This is a genomic window from Serratia sp. Ae19-1 (assembly GCF_059801225.1).
This window is the reverse complement of record NZ_JBCHWD010000003.1, coordinates 228,129-244,847: the sequence shown is the minus strand read 5'-3', so window position 1 is coordinate 244,847 and position 16,719 is coordinate 228,129. Positions and strand designations below refer to the sequence as shown.

Sequence of the window (16,719 nt, the reverse complement as noted above, 5' to 3'; positions counted from 1 at the left end):
TACGGAGTGAAAGGATCCATGTCGGATTACATCATTATCGCGTTACTGACGTTGGCGGTGTATTACCCCCTCACGCTGGGGGCGCTGGCGGTGATGATGTACTTCGCCTGGCGGCGGCGTCGGTCGCCCTACTGGCGGTTGGGATTGATGCTGTTGGCGCTGCTGTTCGTTCTGTTCGCCAAGGCGGCCTATGACTGGCACCGCTATAGCTAGCGGTGCCATGACGGAGTTACTCGACGTTGATCATCCAGTTGACGCCGAATTTGTCGGTCAGCATGCCGAAGCCTTTGGCCCAGAAGGTGGCTTGATAAGGCATCGTCACCTGGCCGCCCTGCGCCAGATTATCGAACAGTTTGCGTCCTTGTTCCGCATCGCTGGGGTTCAGCGACAGCGAGAAGCCTTTGTGGGAAGCCCCGCCGCTGTCATCCTGCGGACAGCCGTCTGAAGCCATCAGCACGCCGTCGCCGATCAGCAGGCGCGCATGCATGATCGCATCCGGGTTGACGTCCTGTGGCCCGCCTTGTCGGGCCTCTTCGGGCATATCTTTGAAACGCATGACCATTTCAATTTTGGCATTCAGCTGCTGCACATAGAAGTTAATCGCTTGCTCACAGTTACCGCTGAAGAACAAATAAGGTTGTACCAGCATGACATTGACCTCGGTTAAGACCCGGCAGGCAACGACCGGCCCACGGGCGGGAAAAATGATTGCTGGCGGCAATAATTGCCGTCGGTGACTTATTAGTGTAGTTCCCCTGCTGCAGAATGCTTGAGCGCGGCGAAGGCGATTAATACAGCGAAGGTTCGCCGGGCGGGCGGGTTTTAAAGCGGCGGTGCAGCCACATGTATTGATCGGGTGCCAGCAGCACCTGTTCCTCCACCACGCGGTTCATCATGGCCGCCGCGCGCGTTTCATCGTCCAGCGGGAAGTCCGTCAGCGGCGGTTGCACGATCAGCTCGTAGCCGCGGGCATTCGGCAGGCGGCGCGGCACGAATGGCACGATCGACGGCCGCCCCATACGCGCCAGGATATAGGTGCCGGTCGTCGTGGCGGCGTTTTCCACGGCGAAGAACGGGGCGAACACGCTGCTTTGCGGGCCGTAGTCGTGGTCCGGCGCGTACCACAGGATTTCACCCTGCTTCAGGTTGCGAATCATGCCTTTGATATCTTTACGATCGATCATGAATTTATTCGAGCGCAGCCGGCCCCAGGTCTGCACCCATTCCATCAGCTTGTTATTGTGCGGGCGGTGTACGCCGATGCCGGGGTTTTGCATGCCGAAGATGCGCGCGCCCAGCTCCAGAGTGAGGAAATGCAGGCCGATCAGCAGCACGCCTTTCCCGTCCTGACGCGCCAACTGCATGTTTTCCATGCCGCTCACCTTAAACCAACGGGCGATGCGCCAGTCAGGCCAGAACCAGGCCATGCCGACTTCGAACAGGCCCATGCCGACGGACTCAAAATTTTTGACAATCAGCGCCTCTCGTTCGGCGGCGGGCATCTCAGGGAAACAGAGTTCTAAATTACGGCGCGCTATTTTTACCCGGCGTTTCATCAGGAGCATGGCGATTCTGCCAAGGCCGTGTCCAAGCCGATAAATGAGCGGGTAGGGCAATAACACCAATAGATAGAGTATTCCCAGCCCTATCCACAGCAACCAATAACGAGGGCGCAAGAATTCGCGCTCAAAGCGTTGGTTTAAAATCATTTTTTCTGTTCTTCCTTTAATTTCGCAATGGGACCTTAACCCAAATTGTTAAGTGCGAAATGATAGAGCATTTTTTGTGAGACCGGGTTTTCCATTCATGCTTTTTTTACGCTTTATTTAAGCGCAGACGGAAAACGGAACGAAATGAGATTTTTACCGAGGGAAGGGGGGATATTCACCGCTATTTCAACCGGCTGGCGACATTGAAAAATAAGGACACAATTCAGCGCATCGCAAAAGTGACAACCGCTATGTAACCTTAGAGAAACAGTAACGCGGCGGAACCGTCCCAGATGGCGGCCAGTGCGTACAGTAGCGCGAGAATCAGAACAAACGGGCCATTGAACATCGGCGTTTCCTCCCAAAGGATTTGTTCAAAGTTTAGTCTGCCAATATGACGACGAGATGAAATGCGAGCGTTTTTTATACGGTGAAATTCAGACGGACGGAAATGGGTAAACCGCTGATTTTTTACTATAGTCATAGTGTGAAGTTGCGCGTTTGTCGCCGCACACCCTGCATTGAGCTGCTGCGGGCAAGTCGCCCAGAGCAACATCGCGGAGCGGACGGCGTCTGGCGTGAAACAGGTGACGCAATTCTCAGAGGGTGGGTCTGTAAGGATTTGACATGTCATATGAAAATGACGATCTAAACGGTGTTGAGCAACCGAGCGACTACGTGAAAACCACCGCCTGCGAAGTGCGCAGCGGCGTACAAGCAGCGCTCGAGCAATCATGTGCCTGCATCAAGGATAACCCTTGGGCGGGGATAGGCGCCGGCGCCGTCGTGGGCCTGGTCATAGGATTTCTGTTAGGCAAAAGGTAAGAGGGAGAGTAAAGATGGGCATCATTTCCTGGATCATTTTTGGTTTAATCGCCGGTATCCTGGCCAAATGGATTATGCCGGGCAAAGACGGCGGCGGGTTTATTATGACCGTGGTACTGGGGGTCGTGGGCGCCGTGGTCGGCGGCTATATCAGCACCTTCTTCGGCATGGGTCGCGTTGACGGTTTTAACCTGGGCAGCTTTGTGGTGGCAGTCATCGGTGCCCTGGTGGTGCTTTTTGTCTACAGGAAGATCAAAGGCTAAGCAGCCGTTGCTCAACAGGGTCGCCGCGGCGGCCCTTTTTCGTGAAATCAATCCGGCGGCGCGGCGCGGCCGAATCGCTGAAAGGGGAATATCATGGGTCTGTTCGATAGCGTATTGGGTAACATTTTAGGCGGCGGTGCCAACGGCAAAGGCATCGATTACATCGCCATTATGCAGTGGGTCGAGCAACAAGGCGGCCTGCAGGCCATTTTGGACAAGTTCCGTCAGGGGCAGTTCGGCGATATCGTCGGTTCCTGGCTCGGCAATGGCGAAAATCAGCCGATTACCGGCGATCACGTGCAGCAGGCGTTGGGCAGCGATGCGATCAATCAACTGGCTGAAAAGCTGGGCGTCGATCCGGCCCAGGCGTCCAGCACCATTGCGCAGTTCTTGCCGACGGTAGCCGATGCCGCTTCACCAAATGGCGAAGTACAGCAAGACAGCAATGAATTGGGCGACATGGTCGGCAAATTGTTCAAATAATGATTATGCTCCCGGCGTCTGGCCGGGGGCATTCACTCCGCTGATTCCCTCGATCGTCGTCAACGCCTGTTGCAGATGCGCCACCCAGGCGCGCACTTTCTGCGGAATAAAACGTAAAGCGGGATAGACCGCGTGCAGCGCCATGGGCGGGTAGCGGTATTCCGGCAACACGGGAACCAACGCCCCTGTCGCCAGCTGCTCGCCGATCAACGGCCGCTGCGCGCCGCCGATTCCGGCGCCTGCCTCGATGGCCGCCAGCAGCGATAACGTATTGTTGGCGCGGAACGTGGGCCGCAGAGCGACTATCTCGGCGCCGTGTGGGCCGAGCAGGGTGAGCGTATCACCGTCGTTTAATCCGCTGTAACGAATGTGCGCATGTTTCACCAGCTCCGCCGGCGAACGGGGGGTACCGTGCTTGGCCAGATAGGCCGGCGACGCCACCAGCAGGCGTTGCAACTCACCCAGCCGTTTCGCCACCATGCCGGGCGCGTGCAATTCGCCGAAGCGAAGCGCTACGTCGATGCCTTCGCCGATCACGTCGGCGCGGCGATCGTCCAGCAGCAGCTCGATGGTGAGTTCCGGGTGACGCTGCTGGAACGCGATGGCCAGCGGCGTGACGTGTCGTTGCCCGAAACCGGTCGGTGCGTGAAGGCGCAGATTGCCCTGCAGCCGGTGGTGCTGCCCGAGCAGCGCCTCTTCCGCTTCGTCGACCGCCGCCATAATCGGTTTGATACGCTGATAGTAATCATTGCCAGCCTCGGTCAGGGTGACCGCCCGAGTGCTGCGAAACAACAGCTGCGCTCCCAGCTGTTGCTCCAGGCCGGCGATTTGCTGACTGACCGCCGGCTGCGTCAAACGCAGATCGCGAGCGGCGGCCGACAGGCTGCCCAGCTCCGCTACCCGCAGAAAGGTTTTCATCGCGTTCAGCTTATCCATGATGTGCTTGCCTATAGATTTTTCTTATTAGTGTTAGTAGAAAGTCTCTTCTACCACAAGTATTGCTAATCAATAACACTCAGGGCATCGATAACCCGAGGAGTGGCAAGATGAACGCAATGCGACAGGCGCTGGTGATCGGCGCCAATGGCGTGATTGGGCGCCGATTGATTGAGGAGCTGACCGGCCTGGGTTGGCCAGTGGTGGGCGTTTCGCGGCGGGGTGGTCAACCGGCGCCAGGGGTGAGCCATCTGCAGGTTGACCTGCTGGATGCGGCGGCGACGCGTGACGCGCTGCGACCGCTGAGCGCGATTAGTCACGTTTTCTATGCCGCCTATCAGGATGCGCCGGACTGGGCGGGACTGGTGGCGCCGAACCTGCAGATGTTGCAACACGTTGTCGAAGGACTGGAGCCGATCGCGCCGGCGTTGGAGCATATCAGCCTGATGCAGGGCTATAAGGTCTATGGCGCGCATTTGGGGCCGTTTAAAACGCCGGCGCGCGAAAGCGACGCGGGGCATATGCCGCCGGAGTTTAACATGGCGCAGCAGCAGTATTTGGCGCAGCGTCAGGCAGGCAAGCGCTGGCGCTGGAGCGCTATTCGCCCGAGCGTGGTGGGGGGCTTCTCGCTCGGCAACCCGATGAATCTGGCGTTAAGCATCGCGGTTTACGCCTCCATCAGTAAAGCGCTCGGGCTGCCGCTGCGCTTTCCCGGTAAGCCGGGCGCTTACCCATGTTTATCACGCTGTTTGATGAGTTCCGCCGTCGCGGCATCATTCCCTGAGTGGCGTATTGGCTTCCCCGCCGCGAGGCGGCGGGGAACGGTCTTAGAACGTCAGCATGATTTTGCCGATATGCTCGCTGGACTCCATCAGCGTATGCGCTGCGGCGGCCTGCTCAAGCGGGAAGGTTTTAAAGATCTGCGGTTTCAGCACGCCGCGTTCCAGCAGCGGCCAAACCTTCTCTTGCAGCTCGGCGGCAATCTGCGCCTTGTCCGCGACGCTGCGCGAGCGCAATGTCGAACCGGTATGGGTCAGGCGTTTCAACAACAGCGGCATCAGGTTTAACTCTTTCACCACGCCATGTTGCGTGCCGATTTGCACGATGCGGCCTTCCATCGCCGCTGCCTGATAGTTCTTGGCGACATAGTCGCCGGCGATCAGATCGACGATTACGTCGGCGCCTTTGCCGCCGGTGACCTCTTTGGTGCGCGTGACAAAGTCTTCGTTGCGGTAATTAATCGCCACGTCGGCGCCCAGCGCCAGACTGGCCTGGCGTTTATCTTCGGAGCCGACGGTGGTGATCACCTGTGCACAGAAGGCTTTCGCCAGCATGGTGGCGACTGTGCCGATACCGGAAGTGCCGCCGTGGATCAACACGGTTTCGCCGGCTTTGAGGTGGCCGCGTTGGAACACGTTGACCCAGACGGTAAAGAAGGTTTCCGGCAGTGCGGCGGCCTCGGTCAGGCTCAGACCCGCCGGCACCGGCAGCGCATTGCTTTCATGTACGGTGCAGTATTCCGCATAGCCGCCGCCGGCGATGAGGGCGCAAACCCGATCGCCAAGGGCGAAATGGGTTACGCCTTCGCCGAGGGCCACCACTTCGCCGGCGATTTCCAGACCGGGGATATCCGAAGCGCCCGGCGGTGGCGCATAGTTTCCCTGGCGCTGCAGCACGTCGGGGCGGTTAACGCCGGCGGCGGCAATTTTCACCAACAGTTCGCCCGCTTGCGGGACGGGTACCGGGCGCTCGGTGACGACCAGAACCTCGGGGGCGCCTGGCTGGCTGATCTCAATCGCTTTCATCATGCCGGGCAGCGCTGCATTTGTTGACATGGTCACTCTCCTCATCGTGGCGGACGCGGCTATCAGGCGGAGCGCCCGCAATAAAGTCTGCCGTTAGCTTAGCGAAATCGAATGAGGTGCGCGTGGTCGAATAGAGCGGTTTTGCGAGGAAGGGGCGAAGCCGCCGCGATGGGCGGCAGGCGATCAATCGTTAGGCGGGATGCGGAAGCCTTTTAACGAGACGATAAAGTGTTCTTTTCCTTTGGAGATCTTGGCGCCTTTATCGCACCACAGGCTGGCAAGCTGGAAGAAATCGTCGCTGTCGATATCGTAGGCCAGTTCGATTTTCTTGGCCGTGCCGGCACGGATGAGCTTTTCTGCTTCCTGGTGGTTTGCAGCTTTAATTAGGGTCATGGGCGAAATCCTTGGTGTTAAGCCAGAGCGGATAATCGCCAATCATGATATGGCCATATTGTGACATTTTTGTGATGAAAGGATGACAATCAGCGAAGGCGCGGCGTGCGGTGAGCCGCGCCTTTGCGGTGAAAACGCGTTGCCGGTTACCGATCGTACAGGCGAACCAATGCGCTTTTCTTCTGAGATTTGAAATGCTTGTAGAGCGCATAGCCCGCAATGCCGGCCAAGACGGCCAAGAGAGCAAGGGATCCTGTGGCCATGAACATCACCTCCGAAATAAGAATGGCAAAGAGGCGTATTTGTGACATTCATCACTTAGTCGGGCAATGAGACCAATCTGTAATCGGCAAAGCGCGATGGCGAGAGGCAAAAAAAAGCGCCTATAGGGAGGCGCATAAAGATTTGCAACACAGCTTGTTAGGTTCAACACCAGGAGGAGTGGTGAACTGACGCTATTCTAAGCGGCCGTGATAGCGGGGTGTATAGGCATTACTCCGAAAGCGCTGTTACCATTCATAACCTAACTGAATGTTGTAATCGGGATCCTGGTTGGTGGAATAAGGATCGGATTGGCGGCGGCGATCGGTTTTCTTCACCGGGCCTTCATACGCGGGGTAAGGTTTGGTGCGCGGCTTGCTGCAACCCGGATGATCGCACTCGATATCGACGCGAAAGCCGCTTTTATCTCGCGCTTCCGCCCAGGTAATCGGCGATTTCGCCGCCTTGGGGGCCGGCCCTGGCGGCGCCAGCGGTTTAGGGGCAGCACTGGGCTCTGGAGGCTGATAATTCAACTCCAGCGCGCCAAGCGGGGCGCTGCAAGTAGCAAAGGCCAGCAGCGCGGCGCGGCAGGCGGTCGGTAATGTGAGCCATCTCGGCATGGTGAGTCTCCCTGGATGATTTCGCCAGGCAACTATAGAACAGCAGAACGAGAATTACTATCATTTGAGCAGGGTGTTACGGATACGCCAGACGGCGATTCCATCGGCAAGCAGGGTCAAATCCTGTGCGCTTAGCCGCGATTAGCGTCTCATCACGGCGAAAAAGGTTGCTATTGCTGCTCGCTCATGAGTTAATGATGTCGGCCTGTGGTACAGACCTATTTATGCACGACATTTTGAGTAAAGTAGTTCAAATTTAAAGCGTTATCCCGGATAGCCCTTCTCTGACGAATTTCCTTTCCAGTGCCTCCATAAGTAACTGATGACCGGCTATCTCGCCCATGGCGGCTTACATTATTATTGAAGGAAATTAGACATGTCCAACATGATCAAAGGTCAAGTGAAGTGGTTCAACGAAGCTAAAGGTTTTGGTTTCATCACCCCAGCAGACGGCAGCAAAGACGTATTCGTACACTTCTCTGCTATCCAGGATCAAGGCTTCAAGACCCTGGCTGAAGGCCAGAACGTACAGTTCTCTATCGAGAACGGTGCGAAAGGTCCATCTGCGGCTAACGTTACCGCTATCTAATTGGCGTTTACCGCTGATTGAAAAGAACCCGCTGCGGCGGGTTTTTTTATGCCTGTAATTTGGCGCGGGGCAAAAAAAAGCCCGCAAGTCAGCGGGCAAAAGTTCCTTGTTACTTCTTCATTTGCGAGCGCTTCTCTGGGGGGGAAACGCCTACGGACAGGTTACGCGGGGCCGGCTTAAGATTCTGCGGCCAAAATGTTAAGGAAGTGAAAAATCCTGATGGCTGCTACGCTGATAGCAGAGTGCGGCAGGACAGGGCGGTGTGTTCTCCCTGCGTTTTGTAATACACTGACGCCAATCGCAAATAATGGGGAAAGGTATGCAGGTTAACGATCGCGTGACGGTAAAAACAGACGGCGGCCCACGGCGGGAAGGCGTCATCCTGGCCGTAGAGGTGTTCAACGAGGGCACCATGTATCTGGTTTCCCTTGAGGATTATCCGGCGGGCGTGTGGTTCTTTAATGAAATAGATAGCCGCGACGGCACCTTTGTGGAGCCGCACCGCGAACGCGGGCAGTGACTTCGGGTAATCTCATTAATCAACTTGTGAAATAGTCTATTTTGAGACTATTTCGTTACGGTAGGATTTATTTTATCTATGTAAAAAAATACCCGTTGCGCTAGCGGGGGATAACGCAGCAGGTATTCTTTTGGCGTTTCCGACGCTTGACACCCGGATTACATTATCACCGGATATTTAACGACGGCCAAAACAGAGTGGGGGGCGTTCTCTGTATGTTTAACGGCTATTGACAAATATTCCACTGGTCAGCGTGTCAGTCAAACGAACAACGTGGTATATGATTTGCTTGTTGTGCGTTTTTATTTTCCGCTTGATGTTTCCCTTGTGTGAAGAGACCGTTTTAGCTTTTATTTGCATCTGGTCTGATATCTGGATGGTACCTTGACCGGACATCCACATGCGTAACATGTTCGATTCGGTCTGGCTCAACGTGACCGGCGTTTGATCCAGGGAGGACTTTTCCACCCGAAGGGACTTTTTCTCGAGATAGTGACTAAGTAGCTGATTCATAGTCTCTGGTTTGATGGATTTTGACGATATGATGACATTCTTGCGAACATATAAGTAATCGTCGAAATGTACGTTGGTAATGGCCATAAAGATAAAGAATAACGTATCCGGGTGCAGTGATATCACCCGTTTTATTCGCTCGGTGGCGTTTGCTTCGTGGATGAAGCAGTCCTCGTTAATAAACACCAAACTGGGATTCAACTTACTGCATTTTTCATGCAGGCTGTCAATATCCTCAATGGCATTAATATGGCGTTTCTTCACGCCGTGCGAAGTCAGATAGTCGGTTAATCCCAATCTGGTATAGCTACATGAATCCATGATGATCGTTGGCATATCGCACCCCCACTTAAATCCGTTTTACTGCGGTAATATGAGAAAAAGCCTAAAAAGCCGAAAGGCAAAATGAAACAATAATTCAGTGTAGCGAGTGTTCTATCAATAAACGCGACGGCACTCAATGATATTTTCATACTAAACTTATTAATCACATGAATCTATAAGTTTAGCTTAAGTCAGAGCGTTCCACTGACGGCTCCGTTTCAATATGATAGGCCTGATTTGTACTTGGCGCCCGTGCCTGGCGGCATCTCTCGCCGGGATTCTGCCCATCATGTCACGAAACAAAATTTTAGTTTGCTAGGAAAAGTCTTAAAAAAAATTCATGTGTTGTTTTTTTGAAGCTTTTCAGCGGGCTTTTTGAACGCTCAAAAACAACTCACTTTGCGTAGTTGGTTTTTTATGATTTAAAATCAATCAATTATCTAGTGTGGCAGTGTTTTTGAGAATGACAATCACTTCATTTTGTATCATAACGGCAAACAAAAGTTAACGTTATTGCTGAAATGTGTAGCTTAATTGTTGCCATAAATCACCGTTTTACAATGAGTTATATGGATATTTATTTCAGCTGAAATCATTTCTGTGAATGCCAAACGGGAATTGAGTTATTTCTCTAAACAGTTGCGCCGCTTTCTGGCAAACCTGCGCCAAAAAGCAGGTCGGAGTTGTCTCTGGCCTGAGTTGGTTTTAACGTGCTTTTTCCCTTTCAAAAACAGGACGCCGCGATGAGACGGAATCCGTACGGGCAGCCGATAGGCGACGCTCTTCCCCATTGGCAGCCGGCAGGCATGCCCGGACAGACGTTACTGCAAGGACGGTTTTGCCGTCTGGAACCGCTGAACATCGATCGCTGGGGCGATGAACTCTATCGCGCTTATCAAACCGCCGAAGACGATAGCGACTGGACCTATCTGTTCTGGGAACGGCCGCAGACGCGCGAGGATTTCCAGCGCTATCTCCAGGCCCAGGCAACCAGCGCCGACAGAAACACGATGGTAGTGATCGCGCAGGAGAACGGGCGCGCGGTGGGAACCTGCGCCTTTTTGCGCGTCGATCCCGCCAACGGTGTGGCAGAGCTGGGAACCATCAACTGGTCGCCGTTGATGAAGCGCAGCGCCCTCGGCAGCGAAGCGATCTTCCTGATGCTGCGACATCTGTTCGACGATCTTGGCTACCGGCGCTGCGAATGGAAGTGCGATAACCTCAATCTGCCTTCACGCCAGGCCGCCGAGCGTTTTGGCTTTCGTTACGAGGGCACTTTCCGCCAGGCGATTGTCGTCAAAGGGCGCACGCGCGACACCGATTGGCTGTCGATCATCGACGGAGAGTGGCTGCCGCTGCGCGCGGCGTTTACCGCCTGGCTGTCGCCGGACAATATCGGCGATGACGGGCGGCAAGAGCGGCGTTTGCAGACCTTTCACCTCGGTGACCTGCCGAGCGCCTAAGCCGTCTCCGCCAGGCAATGGCGCAACGAGTCCAGCGCCAATTGGATGTCCTGCTCCTGCGTCATCCAGTTGACCAACGCGGCGCGGATCCCCGGCTGATGGTTATAGGTGGTCGGGGTGCAGCGCACTACGCCATGCCGATTAAGGCGCTCGAGAAAGCGATCGCGCGCCGCCTCGCGCTCACCTTGCGGATGGCTGAGCGCAAAGCACACCACGTTCAAATTCACCGGTGCCAGCAGGTGGAACCCCTCGTCTGCCGCTAACGCCGCCCCCAGCGCCTGCGCCAGTTGGACGTTGCGCTCGACGATATCCCGGATACCGCTGCGGCCATAGGCTTTCAGCGTCAGCCAGAGCGGCAGGGCGCGAAAGCGGCGCGAGTTTTCCGGCGTCAGATGCAGGTAGTTGTCCGGCCGCAGCGTCGGCGCCTCCAGGTAGGCCGAATGGTTCTGAAACACCTGCATCTGTAGATCCAGATGCCGGGTAAATTGGATCGCGCTGTCGTAAGGCACGTTCAGCCATTTGTGGGCATCGACGGTGATGGAATCCGCATGTTGCCAGCCCTCGAGCCTTGGGGCGTATAGCGGCGAGCAGGCCGCCACGCCGCCGAAGGCCGCATCGACATGCAGCCAAAACGGATAACGCTCCCGCAGCGCCAGCAGACGCGGCAGATCGTCGAAAGCCACGGTGTTGACCGTGCCGGCGCTGGCGAGCACCAACGTGAGCCGGCCTTCGCCAGCGGCGAGCTGCCGCTCCAGTGCTTCCATATCCATGGCTTCAGACTCCGGCAGGCTGGCGACGGTCGTCAACGCTTCGCGGCCGATGCCGAGCATGCTGAGCGCCTTCACGCTGCTGGAGTGTGGATTGGCCGCCAATACCCGGATGGGGCCCAGTGCCGCCAGGCCCTGTTGGGCGACATCGACACCGTGTCGTTGGCCCAGCCACTGTCGGCCAATGGCCAGCCCGGCGAAATTGGCCATGGTGGCGCCGCTGACCAGGCTGCCGTTGAACGCTTCCGGCAGGCCCAGCAGGGATTTCAACTGCGTCACGGCCGCCAGTTCGATCGTAGCTGCGATGGTATCATGGCTGAGCAGGCTATTTTGGTCTGTCACGCTAACCAGCCAGTCCGCGGCGACCGCCGCCGGGGTGCCGCCGCCGGTGACGAAGCCGAAATAACGCGGGCCGGCGCTGGCGGAAATGCCGGCCTGATACTTCTGCCAGAAGTCATCCAGCGCTGCCAGGGCGCCGGCGCCGTTTTCTGCTAATCGGTCATCACCCGGTTGCAGCTGCTGGTGCGCGAGCGGCGGGCAGACCGAGCGCTGTTGCAGCCCAGCCAGAAAGTCCTCCGCCAGCTGGCGGGTGTGGTCGATGATCTGCGGAAACTGAGCGAGATCCTGTTGTAAACGTGGGTGCATGGCGGCTCCGAAAGCGTCAGGAATGGTCAGGTAAACATAGAACATTTGCCTGTCGGTCAAAATCGATAAAAAATACCCTTTTTGGATAGCCTGGTTAACCAATGATGAATGAACGTCTTCCCCTGCATGTCTTGCCGACTTTTGCGATCGCCGCCCGGTTGGAAAATTTGCGTGCCACGGCGCAGCAGGTGCATTTGACGCATGGCGCGGTCAGCCAGCAAATTCAGCAGCTGGAGCAGGCGGTCGGCTACCCGCTGTTTGAACGGCGCGGGCGCGGGCTGCGTTTGAATGCGGCTGGGCGAGAGTTGCTGGCGGCGGTGGAACCGGCGCTGCAGGCGCTGCAGCAGGGCGTGGCCCGCGCCCGACGTGCGGCGGCACGCCAGACGCTGCGCATCAGCGTGTTGCCGTCTTTTGCCCATTACTGGCTGTTGCCGCGTTTGCCGGCCTTTAATCAGGCCTGCGCCGATATTGCGCTCGATATCGATGCCTCATTGACGCTACAGGATCTGTCGCAGCGCGGCTTCGATGCGGCGATCCGCATCGGCGGCGGGCATTGGCCGGGGCTGCAGGCGCAGCGCATCGCGGCGGGTGATGTGCTGCCGGTCGCTTCACCGGACATGGCGCGGCAGTGGCGGGAGGCATTCGAGAGCGGCGGGGATATGCCGTTGCTGGAGCACGACGTCAGCCCCTGGCGCGACTGGTTCAACGCACAGGGGCGCTCGTTGTGCGGGCGGCAACAGGCGCTGTTCAACGATGCCGGATTATTGATTCGCGCAGCGGAACAAGGATTCGGCATCGCGCTGGCGAAAAAGCTGCTGGTACAGGACGCGATCGACGCGGGGAGGCTGGTGGCGCTGGCCGCGCCATGCCGCCTGAGCGATGACGACGTTTATCTGGCGTGGCCGCAGACCGCCGGGCTGACCCCGGCGGTGACACGTTTGCTGCAGTGGCTGCAGCAGCTGGCGGCGGTTTAACGGCGCAGCCACTCCGGCTGCGAGGCGCCGAGCGTGGTCGCCGGCAGCGCCCATTGCAGTGCGGTGCCCTGCAGGCTTAACGGCGCGCGCAGGCGTTGCGCGGCGCCCCAGTAAGTCAGTTCCGTTTCCGGATTCTCGTCGGCGGGGCCGGCAGGCGCCAGCGGTTCCGGCCGATAATGCGTCGGATGCGGATGCGCCAACAGCAGTTGCGCCGTGCGCGCCAGCGACAACCGGGCGTGGTAGCCGGCACCGTTTTTCATGCGCTGCGCCATACCGGTCAATACCGCTGCCGCCATCAAATAGCCGGTGGCGTGGTCCAGAGCCTGTACCGGCAGCGGCACCGGCATACTGGCGCTGCGCCAAACCATGCCTGCCTCCGCCAGCCCGCAGCTCATCTGCACCAGACTGTCGAAACCGCGCCGGGTGCGCCACGGCCCGCTCCAGCCGTAGGCATTCAGGCAGACGTCGATCAGGCCCGGCGCCAGCGCGCGCCTTTCCTCCGTGCCATAGCCCAGCTTCTCCAGCGCACCGGCGCGGTAGCCGTGCACAATCACGTCGGCGTTCTTCAGCAGGTGTTCAAACGTATGGCGATCGTGCGCATTGCCCAGGTTGAGGCGCGCGCTGCGCTTGCCCAGCATCACCTCATGCTCGACGCCGGGTTCATCCCAACCGTAAGGATCGATGCGCAGCACGTCGGCGCCCAAACCGGCGAGAAAACGCGTGGCGATTGGCCCGGCGAGAATGCGCGTCAGATCCAGCACCCGTACGCCGTGCAGCGGCCGGGCGGCGGGCAGCGCCCAACCCGGCGGCGGCGCTTCCGGCTGCAGCGAGGTGTGGATCAACGGTTCGAGCGCCACGCTCTTGCCCTGAATATGCTGGTGCCAGTCGGCCGCCGAACGCATTTGGGCCGCGCAGCCGCCGGCCTCGATGACCGCCTGTTCCAGTTCGCTTTTTTTCCAGCTCAGCACGCGCGCCGCCAGCGAGCCTTTATCCGATGCCGCGCCCAGCACCTGTTCCACCGCTCGCCGATGGTGCGGCGCATTGGTATGCAGGCGTATCCAGCCATCCGCCGTGGCATAGTCGCCGGCCAGCGCGTCCCACGCCGCAGGCAGCGTCCAACCCAACGGACGCAGCGTCCAGCCGAACCAGAATGAGGCCAGGCGTTGATCGATCCAGGCCTGCGGTGCGTCGGCAGCCTCACGGCGCAGCAATTCGCCGCAGGCCAATCCGGCGGCGCCCCAGGCGGCGGTGGCCAATTCGGTGACGGGAAACGCCGAAGGTAATGCGCCGGCGCCGCTGACGGTGAGCCGGTCGACGGGCGCGGGGCACTGCCCCAGGCTTTGCCAAATGTCGTCGAGCAGAGTGTGAATAAGAGGCGTCATCGGCCGCTCCTTGCGTGTCGTCGGAAATATAGCCTAGCGTAGCCCACCACCGGCGACCTTGCTAAGGGGCAACGTCGAGCGTGCGGCCGTCGGCCAGTTTGGCACGCAGACTGTGGGCCGCTATGCCGGCGAAAGGCCGCTCGCCAAAGTTGGCGGTCAGCGTCGAGCCGTCGCTGAAGGTCGTCTGTTGTACCCAGCCTTCCCGATCGAGCCAGCGGAAGTCGGTCAGCGCTTTGTCCCACAGAGCCTGATGCAGCGGCCGGAAAGCGGCATCGGCGCGTTTGATCGCCGGCAAGCGTGCCGCCAGGGTGGCGCGGCTCAGATGGAACATCGGCGCAGTGTTATACAGCTGGCTGAGCAGGCTGCGGCTGGTCTGAACGTCGCTGAACTTCAGATTGTCGTAATTCCAATGGTGGCTGCTGACGATCGCATCGTGGAAAACGGCCTGGTAGAGCGGCAGGCGATAACGCGGATCGAATTCGACCGTGCGGTAGGGCTGTTTCACTCTGGCGGGGCGGAAGAAAAACGCCGGTTGGGCGTTGGGCCACCAGGCACCGAGATAATAGGGCGAGGACTTATCCTGATTCATCTGTTTATCGCCCCAGCCGAATCCCCAGGTTTCCATGCCGTGGGCGAACATCAGGCTGCGGGCGGTCACCGCGTTGCCGTCCTCCGAGCCGAGCGGCAACTTAAGGGTGGCGCCGAACCAGGCCAGCCGGGCGTTGCGCGCCTCGGCCATCTGCGCTGCGCCGGTCGGGTGGTCGGGCTGATAGTCATCGGACACCATGCCGGTGCCGTCCACGTCGAGAAACAGGCTGTTCAACCCGGCCAGTTGCACCAGCTCGCGCATGCGCTGTTGAGAATAGGGCAGGACGCAGCCCGGATTAAGGTAGTAACCCTGTTTGCCGAAGCCGGGTTTCTTGCTGCCGTCGGCGCGCACGATGGCGCAGGTTTCGCGCAGCGCCGTCGGCAGTTGCGCGGTGAGCCAGCTGTCGTTCACGCCGCGCGCAATGGCAGTATCATAGGAGTCGTAGCTGGCGATCAGATAGCCGGCCGCTTTGGCGGCGGCCACCGCTTGCGGGTGCAGGAAGGCGGCGGTCCAGTTGTCGGTGCCCAACCACAGGCGCGGCAAACCGGCCTGGCGCAGCGCATCGATCAGTGGTTTGGCCAGCCCTTGCCCCCAACCGTCCACTGGGGTTAACCAGCGTCCCAGCTCTTGCTGCGCCCGCTCACGCACTGCGGCGGCCTGGCGCTGCTGCGCCAGCAGGAAATCGGCGTCATCCGGCGTCGCGCCCAGCGCGAATTGCGCCGTCAGCGCCTGGTTGATGCCGTCTATCAGGGGCTGTTGTTGCCAGCCTTCCGGCGTTTTGCCCGCCAATTGCCGCAAGGACTTCCTGCTCTCGGCATCCATCTGCTGCCGCAGCGCTTCGGCGGCGGGAGAGGCGAGGTAGTGCAGCAAGCCCTGCCAATCTTTGACATCTTCCGCCGCCAGCAGCTGGTCGCCCCACAGGTAGATATGGGTTGCGCCGATCAGCTTTTCGCCTTCGGGCGCCTGTTTCATCTTTTCGCGCAGGCTGCTGAACTGGCCACTTTGTTGCAGAATCTCGCGGTAACGGCGGGCGCCGGACAGCGGCGTGTTCCCCACGTGCAGCAGCACCTCGAATGCCTGTTGTTGATTGAAGCGGTTGAACTGATGCTCGGCGCGCATCGCCAGCTTTTCCTGCTCCGAAGCGAAGGTGACCCGGTTGCTGAACGGCGTCAACATCAGCCAGCTGTAGACCTTGTCCTGATGTTGCTGGCTCCACAGCGGCAGTTTCAGATCCCAGTTGGTATCCAGCGGCGTCATTTCCGTCGTCAGGTAGTTGCGCCAGACCGGGTTGTCGAGCGGAATGCGGCTGCCTTCGCCGATCGGCAGCAACAGCGCCGCCGCCTGCGGAGGCAGACGATACCAGCTCAGGGTTTGCGGCCGGTCGCTGCGGAAGCTCAGGCGCAGATCGCCGTCTTCCAGGCGGGCGCTCACGCTGACCGCGCTTTGCGGCCATCGCCAGCTGGCGCGCTGTGGCGACGCGGTGAGGTCCGCCACCTGTTGCGTGGGTTGAGCCAAGTTGACCGGTACCGCACCTGCGGCGATGCGCAGCGTGGCGGGATCGAGTTCAAACTGCACGTCGCCTTGCCGCAGCAGCAAGGCATCGGCGGAAAAGCTGACGAGCAGCGCAAGCGCGAGCGGGGAAAACCGTTGTTTCATCG

General features: G+C 58.7%; 18 protein-coding genes and 1 pseudogene. 9 read left to right on the top strand and 10 right to left on the bottom strand.

The features are described 5' to 3' along the window. Nucleotides 1-18 precede the first annotated feature (18 nt). Nucleotides 19-213 (top strand): hypothetical protein, encoded by a 195-nt coding sequence (locus AAIE04_RS11365; protein ID WP_498056624.1) that lies wholly within the window; start codon nt 19-21, stop codon nt 211-213. A 16-nt stretch (nt 214-229) separates the two neighbouring features. Here the strand turns inward: AAIE04_RS11365 and yjdN are convergent, their stop codons facing one another. After that, the gene (yjdN, locus tag AAIE04_RS11360) at nt 230-649 is read right to left on the bottom strand and encodes a VOC family metalloprotein YjdN (protein ID WP_019453497.1); all 420 of its coding nucleotides are present in this window, start codon (nt 647-649) and stop codon (nt 230-232) included. A gap of 139 nt (nt 650-788) precedes the next feature. After that, the gene (locus tag AAIE04_RS11355; RefSeq protein WP_498056623.1) at nt 789-1,709 is read right to left on the bottom strand and encodes a Kdo(2)-lipid IV(A) acyltransferase; all 921 of its coding nucleotides are present in this window, start codon (nt 1,707-1,709) and stop codon (nt 789-791) included. 627 nt (nt 1,710-2,336) lie between these two features. Here AAIE04_RS11355 and AAIE04_RS11350 point away from each other — a divergent pair. From AAIE04_RS11350 to AAIE04_RS11340, 3 genes are all read left to right on the top strand, one after another. Further along, nucleotides 2,337-2,534 carry an ElaB/YgaM/YqjD family protein gene (locus AAIE04_RS11350; protein ID WP_019453500.1) on the top strand — a complete coding sequence of 66 codons (198 nt, stop codon included), beginning with the start codon at nt 2,337-2,339 and terminating at the stop codon, nt 2,532-2,534. 14 nt (nt 2,535-2,548) lie between these two features. Further along, a complete protein-coding gene (locus tag AAIE04_RS11345; RefSeq protein WP_019453501.1) occupies nt 2,549-2,797 on the top strand; it encodes a GlsB/YeaQ/YmgE family stress response membrane protein in 249 nt (82 codons plus the stop codon). Between the two features lie 93 nt (nt 2,798-2,890). Next, entirely contained in the window at nt 2,891-3,280 is a 390-nt protein-coding gene (locus AAIE04_RS11340; protein WP_019453502.1) for a YidB family protein, read from the top strand. 3 nt (nt 3,281-3,283) lie between these two features. Here AAIE04_RS11340 and AAIE04_RS11335 read toward each other — a convergent pair whose 3' ends face one another. Continuing rightward, the gene (locus AAIE04_RS11335) at nt 3,284-4,216 is read right to left on the bottom strand and encodes a LysR family transcriptional regulator (RefSeq protein WP_498576953.1); all 933 of its coding nucleotides are present in this window, start codon (nt 4,214-4,216) and stop codon (nt 3,284-3,286) included. A 110-nt stretch (nt 4,217-4,326) separates the two neighbouring features. On the opposite strand from AAIE04_RS11335, the pseudogene AAIE04_RS11330 reads away from it, so the two are divergent. Beyond that, nucleotides 4,327-4,957: pseudogene (locus AAIE04_RS11330) on the top strand (NAD-dependent epimerase/dehydratase family protein); the annotation flags it as partial. An 86-nt stretch (nt 4,958-5,043) separates the two neighbouring features. Here AAIE04_RS11330 and AAIE04_RS11325 read toward each other — a convergent pair. The 3 genes from AAIE04_RS11325 to AAIE04_RS11315 all read right to left on the bottom strand — a co-directional run bounded on the left by AAIE04_RS11325 (nt 5,044) and on the right by AAIE04_RS11315 (nt 7,295). Continuing rightward, nucleotides 5,044-6,051: an NAD(P)H-quinone oxidoreductase gene (locus tag AAIE04_RS11325; protein WP_197667811.1), complete on the bottom strand. Its 1,008-nt coding sequence runs from the start codon at nt 6,049-6,051 to the stop codon at nt 5,044-5,046. 153 nt (nt 6,052-6,204) lie between these two features. Continuing rightward, nucleotides 6,205-6,414 carry a hypothetical protein gene (locus AAIE04_RS11320; protein WP_019453506.1) on the bottom strand — a complete coding sequence of 70 codons (210 nt, stop codon included), beginning with the start codon at nt 6,412-6,414 and terminating at the stop codon, nt 6,205-6,207. Between the two features lie 509 nt (nt 6,415-6,923). Beyond that, the gene (locus tag AAIE04_RS11315; RefSeq protein ID WP_498576952.1) at nt 6,924-7,295 is read right to left on the bottom strand and encodes a hypothetical protein; all 372 of its coding nucleotides are present in this window, start codon (nt 7,293-7,295) and stop codon (nt 6,924-6,926) included. 376 nt (nt 7,296-7,671) lie between these two features. Between AAIE04_RS11315 and cspE the strand changes: the two genes are divergently transcribed. Both cspE and dsrB read left to right on the top strand, forming a co-directional pair. Beyond that, nucleotides 7,672-7,884, top strand: coding sequence for a transcription antiterminator/RNA stability regulator CspE (gene cspE, locus AAIE04_RS11310; RefSeq protein ID WP_004935122.1), 213 nt, complete (start codon nt 7,672-7,674; stop codon nt 7,882-7,884). A 319-nt stretch (nt 7,885-8,203) separates the two neighbouring features. Continuing rightward, nucleotides 8,204-8,404: a protein DsrB gene (dsrB, locus tag AAIE04_RS11305; protein WP_019453509.1), complete on the top strand. Its 201-nt coding sequence runs from the start codon at nt 8,204-8,206 to the stop codon at nt 8,402-8,404. A gap of 219 nt (nt 8,405-8,623) precedes the next feature. Here the strand turns inward: dsrB and rcsA are convergent, their stop codons facing one another. Continuing rightward, on the bottom strand, nt 8,624-9,253 hold the full coding sequence (gene rcsA, locus AAIE04_RS11300) for a transcriptional regulator RcsA (protein ID WP_019453510.1): 630 nt from the start codon (nt 9,251-9,253) through the stop codon (nt 8,624-8,626). Between the two features lie 731 nt (nt 9,254-9,984). Here rcsA and AAIE04_RS11295 point away from each other — a divergent pair. Next, nucleotides 9,985-10,704, top strand: coding sequence for a GNAT family N-acetyltransferase (locus AAIE04_RS11295; RefSeq protein ID WP_498576951.1), 720 nt, complete (start codon nt 9,985-9,987; stop codon nt 10,702-10,704). Here the strand turns inward: AAIE04_RS11295 and AAIE04_RS11290 are convergent. Next, nucleotides 10,701-12,116, bottom strand: coding sequence for a pyridoxal phosphate-dependent decarboxylase family protein (locus AAIE04_RS11290; RefSeq protein ID WP_498576950.1), 1,416 nt, complete (start codon nt 12,114-12,116; stop codon nt 10,701-10,703). The genes AAIE04_RS11295 and AAIE04_RS11290 overlap by 4 nt on opposite strands. A 101-nt stretch (nt 12,117-12,217) precedes the next feature. Here AAIE04_RS11290 and AAIE04_RS11285 point away from each other — a divergent pair, with 101 nt between their 5' ends. Beyond that, the gene (locus AAIE04_RS11285; protein ID WP_498576949.1) at nt 12,218-13,090 is read left to right on the top strand and encodes a LysR substrate-binding domain-containing protein; all 873 of its coding nucleotides are present in this window, start codon (nt 12,218-12,220) and stop codon (nt 13,088-13,090) included. Here AAIE04_RS11285 and AAIE04_RS11280 read toward each other — a convergent pair. After that, nucleotides 13,087-14,472 (bottom strand): CoA transferase, encoded by a 1,386-nt coding sequence (locus AAIE04_RS11280; RefSeq protein WP_498576948.1) that lies wholly within the window; start codon nt 14,470-14,472, stop codon nt 13,087-13,089. The two genes, AAIE04_RS11285 and AAIE04_RS11280, sit on opposite strands and share 4 nt — an antisense overlap. A 61-nt stretch (nt 14,473-14,533) precedes the next feature. Next, a complete protein-coding gene (locus tag AAIE04_RS11275) occupies nt 14,534-16,717 on the bottom strand; it encodes a glycoside hydrolase (RefSeq protein ID WP_498576947.1) in 2,184 nt (727 codons plus the stop codon). Nucleotides 16,718-16,719: the final 2 nt, after the last annotated feature.

Bases quoted from the DNA above. Each gene is read 5' to 3' on its own strand.
- cspE (WP_004935122.1), top strand. From the start codon at position 7,672: ATGTCCAACATGATCAAAGGTCAAGTGAAGTGGTTCAACGAAGCTAAA.
- AAIE04_RS11355 (WP_498056623.1), bottom strand. From the start codon at position 1,709: ATGATTTTAAACCAACGCTTTGAGCGCGAATTCTTGCGCCCTCGTTAT.
- AAIE04_RS11340 (WP_019453502.1), top strand. From the start codon at position 2,891: ATGGGTCTGTTCGATAGCGTATTGGGTAACATTTTAGGCGGCGGTGCC.
- AAIE04_RS11320 (WP_019453506.1), bottom strand. From the start codon at position 6,414: ATGACCCTAATTAAAGCTGCAAACCACCAGGAAGCAGAAAAGCTCATC.
- AAIE04_RS11315 (WP_498576952.1), bottom strand. From the start codon at position 7,295: ATGCCGAGATGGCTCACATTACCGACCGCCTGCCGCGCCGCGCTGCTG.
- AAIE04_RS11350 (WP_019453500.1), top strand. From the start codon at position 2,337: ATGTCATATGAAAATGACGATCTAAACGGTGTTGAGCAACCGAGCGAC.
- AAIE04_RS11335 (WP_498576953.1), bottom strand. From the start codon at position 4,216: ATGGATAAGCTGAACGCGATGAAAACCTTTCTGCGGGTAGCGGAGCTG.
- AAIE04_RS11365 (WP_498056624.1), top strand. From the start codon at position 19: ATGTCGGATTACATCATTATCGCGTTACTGACGTTGGCGGTGTATTAC.
- AAIE04_RS11280 (WP_498576948.1), bottom strand. From the start codon at position 14,472: ATGACGCCTCTTATTCACACTCTGCTCGACGACATTTGGCAAAGCCTG.
- rcsA (WP_019453510.1), bottom strand. From the start codon at position 9,253: ATGCCAACGATCATCATGGATTCATGTAGCTATACCAGATTGGGATTA.
- AAIE04_RS11325 (WP_197667811.1), bottom strand. From the start codon at position 6,051: ATGTCAACAAATGCAGCGCTGCCCGGCATGATGAAAGCGATTGAGATC.
- AAIE04_RS11290 (WP_498576950.1), bottom strand. From the start codon at position 12,116: ATGCACCCACGTTTACAACAGGATCTCGCTCAGTTTCCGCAGATCATC.
- AAIE04_RS11345 (WP_019453501.1), top strand. From the start codon at position 2,549: ATGGGCATCATTTCCTGGATCATTTTTGGTTTAATCGCCGGTATCCTG.
- AAIE04_RS11275 (WP_498576947.1), bottom strand. From the start codon at position 16,717: ATGAAACAACGGTTTTCCCCGCTCGCGCTTGCGCTGCTCGTCAGCTTT.
- dsrB (WP_019453509.1), top strand. From the start codon at position 8,204: ATGCAGGTTAACGATCGCGTGACGGTAAAAACAGACGGCGGCCCACGG.
- AAIE04_RS11295 (WP_498576951.1), top strand. From the start codon at position 9,985: ATGAGACGGAATCCGTACGGGCAGCCGATAGGCGACGCTCTTCCCCAT.
- AAIE04_RS11285 (WP_498576949.1), top strand. From the start codon at position 12,218: ATGATGAATGAACGTCTTCCCCTGCATGTCTTGCCGACTTTTGCGATC.
- yjdN (WP_019453497.1), bottom strand. From the start codon at position 649: ATGCTGGTACAACCTTATTTGTTCTTCAGCGGTAACTGTGAGCAAGCG.